This is a genomic window from Paucilactobacillus vaccinostercus DSM 20634, assembly GCF_001436295.1.
GTDB classification, from domain to species: Bacteria; Bacillota; Bacilli; order Lactobacillales; family Lactobacillaceae; genus Paucilactobacillus; species Paucilactobacillus vaccinostercus.
Window position 1 is genome coordinate 1 of sequence record NZ_AYYY01000057.1, and the last position, 7,678, is coordinate 7,678.

Annotated in this window: 10 protein-coding genes; 2 read left to right on the forward strand and 8 right to left on the reverse strand. The window is 46.0% G+C overall.

What is annotated here, in order from left to right:
• Nucleotides 1-109: 109 nt before the first annotated feature.
• The 6 genes from FC26_RS08840 to FC26_RS08865 all read right to left on the reverse strand — a co-directional run bounded on the left by FC26_RS08840 (nucleotide 110) and on the right by FC26_RS08865 (nucleotide 5,093).
• A complete protein-coding gene (locus FC26_RS08840; RefSeq protein ID WP_057779757.1) occupies nucleotides 110-916 on the reverse strand; it encodes a putative ABC transporter permease in 807 nt (268 codons plus the stop codon).
• A 91-nt stretch (nucleotides 917-1,007) separates the two neighbouring features.
• A complete protein-coding gene (locus FC26_RS08845; protein ID WP_057779759.1) occupies nucleotides 1,008-1,316 on the reverse strand; it encodes a hypothetical protein in 309 nt (102 codons plus the stop codon).
• 141 nt (nucleotides 1,317-1,457) lie between these two features.
• A complete protein-coding gene (locus FC26_RS08850; RefSeq protein ID WP_057779762.1) occupies nucleotides 1,458-1,892 on the reverse strand; it encodes a GNAT family N-acetyltransferase in 435 nt (144 codons plus the stop codon).
• A 71-nt stretch (nucleotides 1,893-1,963) separates the two neighbouring features.
• Complete coding sequence (locus FC26_RS08855) at nucleotides 1,964-2,890, reverse strand: metal ABC transporter solute-binding protein, Zn/Mn family (RefSeq protein WP_057779764.1); 927 nt, start codon at nucleotides 2,888-2,890, stop codon at nucleotides 1,964-1,966.
• 166 nt (nucleotides 2,891-3,056) lie between these two features.
• Nucleotides 3,057-3,839, reverse strand: a complete 783-nt coding sequence (gene murI, locus FC26_RS08860; protein ID WP_057779766.1) for a glutamate racemase — start codon at nucleotides 3,837-3,839, stop codon at nucleotides 3,057-3,059.
• Between the two features lie 135 nt (nucleotides 3,840-3,974).
• Nucleotides 3,975-5,093 (reverse strand): NADH-dependent flavin oxidoreductase, encoded by a 1,119-nt coding sequence (locus FC26_RS08865; RefSeq protein ID WP_057779769.1) that lies wholly within the window; start codon nucleotides 5,091-5,093, stop codon nucleotides 3,975-3,977.
• A 237-nt stretch (nucleotides 5,094-5,330) separates the two neighbouring features.
• On the opposite strand from FC26_RS08865, the gene FC26_RS08870 reads away from it, so the two are divergent.
• Together FC26_RS08870 and FC26_RS08875 are read left to right on the forward strand one after the other, a co-directional pair.
• Nucleotides 5,331-5,588: a hypothetical protein gene (locus FC26_RS08870; RefSeq protein WP_057779771.1), complete on the forward strand. Its 258-nt coding sequence runs from the start codon at nucleotides 5,331-5,333 to the stop codon at nucleotides 5,586-5,588.
• Nucleotides 5,589-5,703: 115 nt separating this feature from the next.
• Entirely contained in the window at nucleotides 5,704-6,873 is a 1,170-nt protein-coding gene (locus tag FC26_RS08875; protein WP_057779773.1) for a GGDEF domain-containing protein, read from the forward strand.
• On the opposite strand, the gene FC26_RS08880 is transcribed toward FC26_RS08875, so the two are convergent.
• Nucleotides 6,870-7,241: a helix-turn-helix domain-containing protein gene (locus tag FC26_RS08880; protein WP_338045566.1), complete on the reverse strand. Its 372-nt coding sequence runs from the start codon at nucleotides 7,239-7,241 to the stop codon at nucleotides 6,870-6,872. The two genes, FC26_RS08875 and FC26_RS08880, sit on opposite strands and share 4 nt — an antisense overlap.
• Nucleotides 7,242-7,465: 224 nt before the next feature.
• A complete protein-coding gene (locus FC26_RS13220; RefSeq protein WP_083483806.1) occupies nucleotides 7,466-7,570 on the reverse strand; it encodes a transposase in 105 nt (34 codons plus the stop codon).
• Nucleotides 7,571-7,678 lie beyond the last annotated feature (108 nt).

A 7,678-nucleotide genomic window follows, 5' to 3' on the forward strand; every position in this document is an offset into this window, starting at 1 on the left:
CTAATAATTCTAGAATTTTGGCTCTATTTTTCATCGGCTGGTTAGTTTTTTCCCAGCCTCTTTTTTAGGTTTATAGAAACCAGATGGCATCCAGTCGCCATCTTCATGTTCACTTTTGTTTCTTGTGTAGTAGTTCCATCATTTTAACAATATCATTAGCGGGCGTATTCGTTTCTTTCAATTTCAGCGTGGGAAAGCTTCGTAAAAGCCGGCGTTGCACATAATTTAATCGCAGGCCCCGCCGAGTTTCATCTGAACTATTCTGGTACGCTTCCAACCAGTTACGATCTTGATCCAATTTCGTACTTTCGTCAGCCAAGCGTTCCCGTAGCTCCATCTTCTTTGCCTCGATGGTATCCCCAATCCGTTTAGTGGCGGCCCCAAACGCCATTGCGTTCGCTACCGTAAACCCACAGTCAAACATCAAAATGGCAATCAGAACAATTCCCGCAAACAGCCCGTACGTCGTTGATAGGTGCAAGACAACCTGCGATATCAACGGATGAATCCACTTAACGATTACGACCACCCCGAATCCCCAAAATAGTGAGATTGGCAGGGCTACCCGACCGTTTAGATTCAGCGGAATCTGACTATAATCCCACCACCGGGCGTGAAAGAGTTTTTCCATCAACCAGCTTGTGACGTATTCAATTACCGTGATGAGCAGGGCACTGAGAACATACAGCACCACCACGTTATTTTCAAACGGTTCGATAACCGCCAGAACGGCCATCATGCTAAAGCCATATACCGGTACCACCGGGCCAATCAGAAAGCCCGAATTTGTCCAACGGCGTTTACGCACACTAACATAGCTGCTTTCCCATAACCATCCCACAAAAGCATAGGCAAAAAAATATAGAATCCATACGGCAAATTGCTGTTCGAGCACTGATACCTGAAACTGTTGCATGGCCACGTCCTCCCCTTTTTTCTAATATAGCACAAACAAATCCCCCCACCAACGACAATTCACATCGTTAATAGGGGGGATTCAGATCAAGTTAACCAACGTTTTGTTTGATCTCGTCTAGTAAAGCGTCCATTTCTTCGGGTTCATCGTCACAGTCAAACAACGCGGCGTGATACCGATCACGAATGGGATCCTTGATGTCCGCAAACTTAGACTCAAATTTGTGCGTTTCGTAGGTGCCATCCGGCTGAATTGATAAAATTACACACTGTGGTGCTTCCTTTTTCTTGTGCGTGAACGTAATTGGAAAGACACAGGGCTTGAAATTGATGTCCTTTCGATCCTGTTTACGCTCCAATAAAATGCTTGTAATGTTACTGACAATCATCTCGCGTGTCATTAATCCGTACCTCGATTTTTAGATTGATCGACTGAAACGACTAAAGTGTTTATTATCACTAAACACTTTAATTAACCAATTAATAACTTAACACACTTCGCAAGCAACCTTCAATACACACTCACAATTGTCACCAAACAGTTAATTGGCCACCTGTTTTGTCAGCGTCTGACAGTCCACGCCATCTTCCTGATACACCGCAGAGCTGGGGCGGTACCCCAACGTCTGGTAAAAGCCCTTCGCTGTTAATTCCGAGTGAATGATCAGCGTTTGCTTGCCATCCTGACGAGCCTGATCTTCCAGTGCTTGAATGACTTGGGCTCCCAAATGTTGACCACGGTACGCTGCCAGCGTTGCAATGCGCGTCAGGCGGGCCTGCTCAGCATCGATTGGTAAATAACGACCGGTGGCTACCGGCTGATCGCCCGCGAAAATAACCGCATACGTGGTCCCATCCCGATCCGCTTGATCAAATTCATCATCAATGGCCAGCCCCCGCTCTAACACAAACACCTGCATGCGAACATAACAGCTCGCCGCACGATGCCAATTTTGATTTCCAATCACTCGTTTCATCTGCATCTCATCACAACCATCTTTTTGATAGTAGTATACTGCAGTATTGTTGCAATAACAACATTATCTTGTTACTTATTCTGGGCGAGAATTTGCGCTAGATCTTGGTACTGGGACAACATCCACTGCTTGTACGTCATATTGGCGGGCAAGGTTTCCGTTACTTTTAACACCGGAATATCGTTTTGCTTGGCTAATGTCACAAAATTGCGCACCGTCTTGCTCGAAACTTGCTTGTTATCCACAAAGAAGGCAATCTTACGGGCCTTAATCCCATCTTGCATCGCATGGATGGCTTTGGGCGACGGATCAGTTCCCTTTTCCACAGCCTCTTCAAACGAGTGATTGCCCACGTGGTACCCTAACGCCTGAATGGCGTAGTCAAACACTGGTTCACTGACATACACTTCGCGAGTTGCTTGCTGTGCACGGTCCTGCTTCAACTGCTTAATTTGCTGATTGACAGGCTTTAACGATTGAATATACCGTTTGGCATTTCGCTGGAAATAAGCCTTTGATTTTGGTTGAACTTTCCCTAATTCGGTGGCTAAATAAGTGGCGTACTTCGCCATCGTGGTTGGCTGATACCAAATATGCGGATTCGCACCCGTCTTTTTATTGAGGACGTCTTCACCGACCCGAATGTACTCACTATGATGGCTATTCCGGGTTAGCTTAGTCATCCATGCATCGTAGTTGAGACCATTGGCCACGACAAGGTCAGCCTTGCTGACTTCACTCGCCACCTTGGTTGTCGGTTCGTAATCGTGCGGATCAACCGCGGGATTATGAATCACTGCGGTCACCGTTCCCCGATTGCCAACAACGGCTTTCGCGACTTCACCATAAAAATCGGTGGTCGTCACCACCCGAATTTTACGATTAGTAACCTGCGTTACTCCTTTATCAGTCGTCTGACCACAGCCGGCCGCGACAACTCCCAACATGACAACGGCCACAAGGGCCAATAAAATTTTGCGAAACTTGACTAAAATCATGATCACTCCTAATTATTTGATTTTGAGTTGCGCGCAATATTTACCATACACGACCCACCTAAAAATGTAAATAGTAATTATTACTATTTGGCAAGAGCGTTCATTTAAATTAAAAAGAACACGCCATCCATCACGGATAACGTGTTCCTCATTTGTTTAACTGGGCTTAAATACCGATTCCATTTTGAAACAGTTGCTGATACAGGGCTAATTCGTCCTTCGTCTGCCGGCTGCTCATAAATTCAATTTGCTGTAGATTGTGATCCTGCCGGAGTAGCTGGCGCTCATCCAACTGCTTAATCAGGTTATGGCCGAGGCCCTCATACCCCGTAAACAAGGTAACCGGTTGGGCAAACCGCTGGGCCACCAACTGGCCAATAAATGGGTAGTGTGTACATCCCAGTACCACCGCATCAATCGGTTGATCGCGATAAGGCGCCAATAATTCATCCAACCGGGCGTTAATTTGGTCAAGGCCGTCATGACCCTGCTCCACCAAATCCGCCAGACCAGCACAAGGGAGTGAATGAATCATTGTCTGATCCTCGAAACGATCAACTTGGGCGCGATACTTTGGTAAACTGATCGTGAGCGGTGTCCCCATGACCAAAATATTGTGTTTACCGGCATCGACGGCCATCTTTAAAGCGGGCTCAATTCCTAGAATTGGCATTTCCGGATATTGGGTCATCATCTGACTCTTAGCGGCACTGGTCGCGGTATTGCAGGCAATCACGATGGCTTTCACATCGCGCTGTCGTAACTGCTCGATCACCGCACTGGTTAAGTGTTGCACGGTGGCGGCGTCCTTTTCGCCGTAGGGGGCGTTAGCAGAATCACCGTAAAAAATAAAGTTTTCGTTTGGTAACATCCGCGTCAATGTTCTCAGGGTACTAATTCCACCAACCCCTGAATCAAGAACACCAATCGCTGCTTGTTGGCTTACCATGTCTATCCCTCCTCGTATAACTTTCAGCACAGAGGTTGAAGGTCATGACTTCATTTGGCAAGAATGCTTCAATCATCCTTGCGACGAGTTCTCGAAGTGAATATTATACCGCACTTAACCATTATTTTCATTACTTTACTTTGCCGAATTAGCAGCCAGCCAAGCAACCACAAAATCATACAGCGGGCGACTTAGGTTAGCGTATTCCACCGCCGAACGAAAGTCTGCACTCACCATGTCTTCGTCTTGCCCCAACATTAGTTTTTGGACCCAGTTTGGATCCATGATGAGCTGCCGCGCAACGGCGACTAAATCAGCGGTCTGCAAAACTTCGTTGACATCATCGCGGGTTCGCACCCCACCGACTCCGATAAGTGGTTTACGACCTGCAATCGTTTCCGCCACATATTCTAACACTGGTTTGTCGCGATACTGTGGGTCAATTGACACATGCCGATGATCCACTAACGATAGGTGTAGATAATCCAAGCGGGTCTGTACGAGCTGCTCGATCAAAAACTTGGTATCGTCAAAGGAAATTCCGGGTGTGGAATACTCTTCCGGCGAAAACCGATAACCAACCGCGAATGGCCGCTTCGCATATTGATCGACGGTTGCCAAAACTTCATCAATCACTTCGCCGATAAACCGGTAGCGGTTCTCTAAACTACCACCGTATTCGTCGGTCCGCCGGTTAGAATGTGGTGAAAAGAATTGCTGGAAAAGATACATATTCGCACCATGAATTTCCACGCCGTCAAACCCGGCTTCAATTACACGCCGAGTGCCCTCACCAAAGGCCTTCACCGTCTCATGAATTTCAGCTAGCGTCATTTCCCGGGGAATGGGTGCTGGCACCTTGGGATCACGATGCTGGACCGGTACAGCACTTGGGGCAATCGGTTGGTGATCCGCCAATGCAGCTGGATCACTCATGCGACCACCGTGATAGATTTGCACAATCGCTTTGGCCCCTTGATTTTGAATGGCACTGGCTAACTGTTTTAATTCGGGTAAGTACTGATCCCCGGCAATACTGAGTTCACCGGGCCAGCCCTTCCCTGCATCTAGGACGTTAGCCGATCCAGTAATAATGGCACCCACGCCCTTCGCGCGTTGTGCGTAGTAACGAATCTCATCTTGCGTCACCGTCCCGTTAGTAAAGCTCTGCACCGTTGTCACGGGCGACATCACAATCCGGTTACGCAACGTCACGCCGGAGTTAAAGGTCATCTGCTCTGTAAATTTAGTCATTGGTTGCCTCCAAATTATTTTTTTGCGATGACGCTATCCTAACCCCTTAGAGTAAGTCTAAGTCAATAGTATTCACTCACTTTTTATTAGTAATTTAGTCAATTCGTTTCACGGGGCAGTCTCAATAATCGACTTAATGCGTAATAAGTTATACAATGAGGATGTACGTCGTTAAGGGTGATGACCCAGCTTTGCCGGCTGCCATCTAACCTGATTTTGTAGAAAGAAGGACTATGCATGGCAAAAAATCAACAAATGGGCACTAATACCAGTCTCTATAAACCGAATGAAGTTAACGAAAAGTACCACGATGGCGAAGAAACCCTCTTTTACTCTAGTCTGACTAAAAAGACCGCTAAAGGGGTCATCAAAAAGCGGTACGAACACGCCTGTCTGATTGATTTTTCCGATTCCAAAAAGCTTTCCAGTGCCATCAAAGATGAGCTAAATTCCAAAATTATTGTTAGCTATCAGGCACTGAAACCACTTCAATAATGATTTGATCCTCTAAAGGGTGTGATTTAACTTAAGTCACACCCTTTTTTCATCCTTTTATCATCCCATTAGTGGGCTTATAATAGCCTTATTACTTCTCAACGGAGCGTCTGTCATGGATACCAAGTTACTCACCATTTCCTACCTGTCTTCCCTCGTGGCCAATTGCATTGTGCTATTGGGAATCACATCACTTTTTATCTGGATCAAAGAAAACGTGCAAACCCCTTGGATTGCACGCCATCGTGATCTTTTTTTAGTTTGTTTTGGTCTGCTATTCATCCTCTTTTTGTTCAGCGAGGCATGGACCAACGCCCATATGTCGACCGTCTTTATCGGCGATCACTGGACCTACCTGAACCTTGAAATCATTGCCCTCTTCAACCTAACCGTCATCAATCGTTCAGAATGGCAGCTTGTCAGTACCATTGGTATCACCATCATCTGGTATTTCGCCAATACTCCCACATACAGCCTCCAACTGATTACCCAAGTGGCCGGTTTAGTCATCTTGGAAATTATCGTCTTTAAACTACAACGCCAGTTACTAGTTCATGCGTTTTTGTACAGCACGGTATTTGTTGCGGTCGCCGGATTAGCCCTTATCGTGACTAATCAGATTTATCGACAACAAGACCTCATCGCTTGGATGCGGCAAATCGGGGCTCTCATCATTCTCGAAGCCTGCTGTGCGATTTACGGAGCATCCCTTCTCAAGCGTGCTCAACAAGAACGAGACTATGAGCACCTTGCCAAGTACGACGAATTGACTAACCTGCGTAACTTTGGTGCGTTCACTACCGATCTCGAACAGGTTTATCAAAATTTCGTCACCCACAATGTCCACTACGCAATCTATACCATGGACATTGACCGGTTCAAATCAATCAACGACACCTATGGTCATTTCGCAGGTAATGAGGTGTTGACGGCCGTCGCACAGTGCCTACACGATCTTTCTTGTAACCTCGAAGGCACCGCTCACGCCTACCGCACCGGTGGCGAAGAATTTACCATCATCTACGTGAGTGCGGCACAAGATAACCATGAGGCCCAGCTCATTTCACAGGCCATTCAAACCCAGATTGGTCAGTTACAATTTCAGTTTGCGACTGATCTAAAAATTCGGGTTTCAATTGGTGAAGAACCCGTCCGCATTGGTGACGATAACTATCTCGATACTTACAAGCGCGCGGATAAATCGCTATATACCTCCAAGAGAAGTGGCCGCAACGCCGTCACCATTAACGGCGAAACGATCGCTCCAACCACTCCCCACCTTTAATGTAAGACTTGGATCAAAATCCAGCCAATCATTCCGACGAGCCCGAAAATAGCCCACCAAAACCGAGCTAAAAAGTCCCACCCATTCATTTGGCCGTAACGCCGTGTAGATAGTCCGGTGGTTGGATTAACGGTGAACTGGTCGTGATCAGATGACGCCGGTTCGGTGCCACGGACCAGGGTATCCAAATTAACGTTCAAAATATCAGCTAACTTCACTAAGTTATTCAGGTCGGGGGTCGCATCCCCTTGTTCCCATTTTGAAACTGCCTGCCGTGATACAAATAATTGACTTGCTAAAGCATCTTGCGACAGCCCTGGGCTTCGCGGTGCTTTTTTAATATAGCAATATGGCAGAAATCTCCTGATTTAATCAGGTAGATGAATGCCCATGTATTAACGCCGCAAGGCGTTTTTATTTTGATTTTGGATATATTGTATTGATCCGCAACATTTTTGCTCATGTTGCCTAAGGTATTCAGGTAGTAACTATGAGAGACCATAGATGGCCTTCCCTCAGAATTTTTGCCGCTTTAGTTTTGGTGATTTTCGAAAAAATGTGTGCAAAGGTCCCTTTAAATACTTTCACGATATTAGTAAGAGTTGAAATTTATCAACGCGTGAACATGGTCGGGCATGATTTCCATTTTTTCTACTGTAATCTCATTTAGCTCTACGATTTTTCTCAATGTTATCATTATAATATTATAGGGAACTTACGTTCGCTTGTGTGCTATAATAATTTTATCCTAGTTGAGGAGGTGAAACTAATTGAGTAAAACCATGGCCAAACTTCCCTATCACTA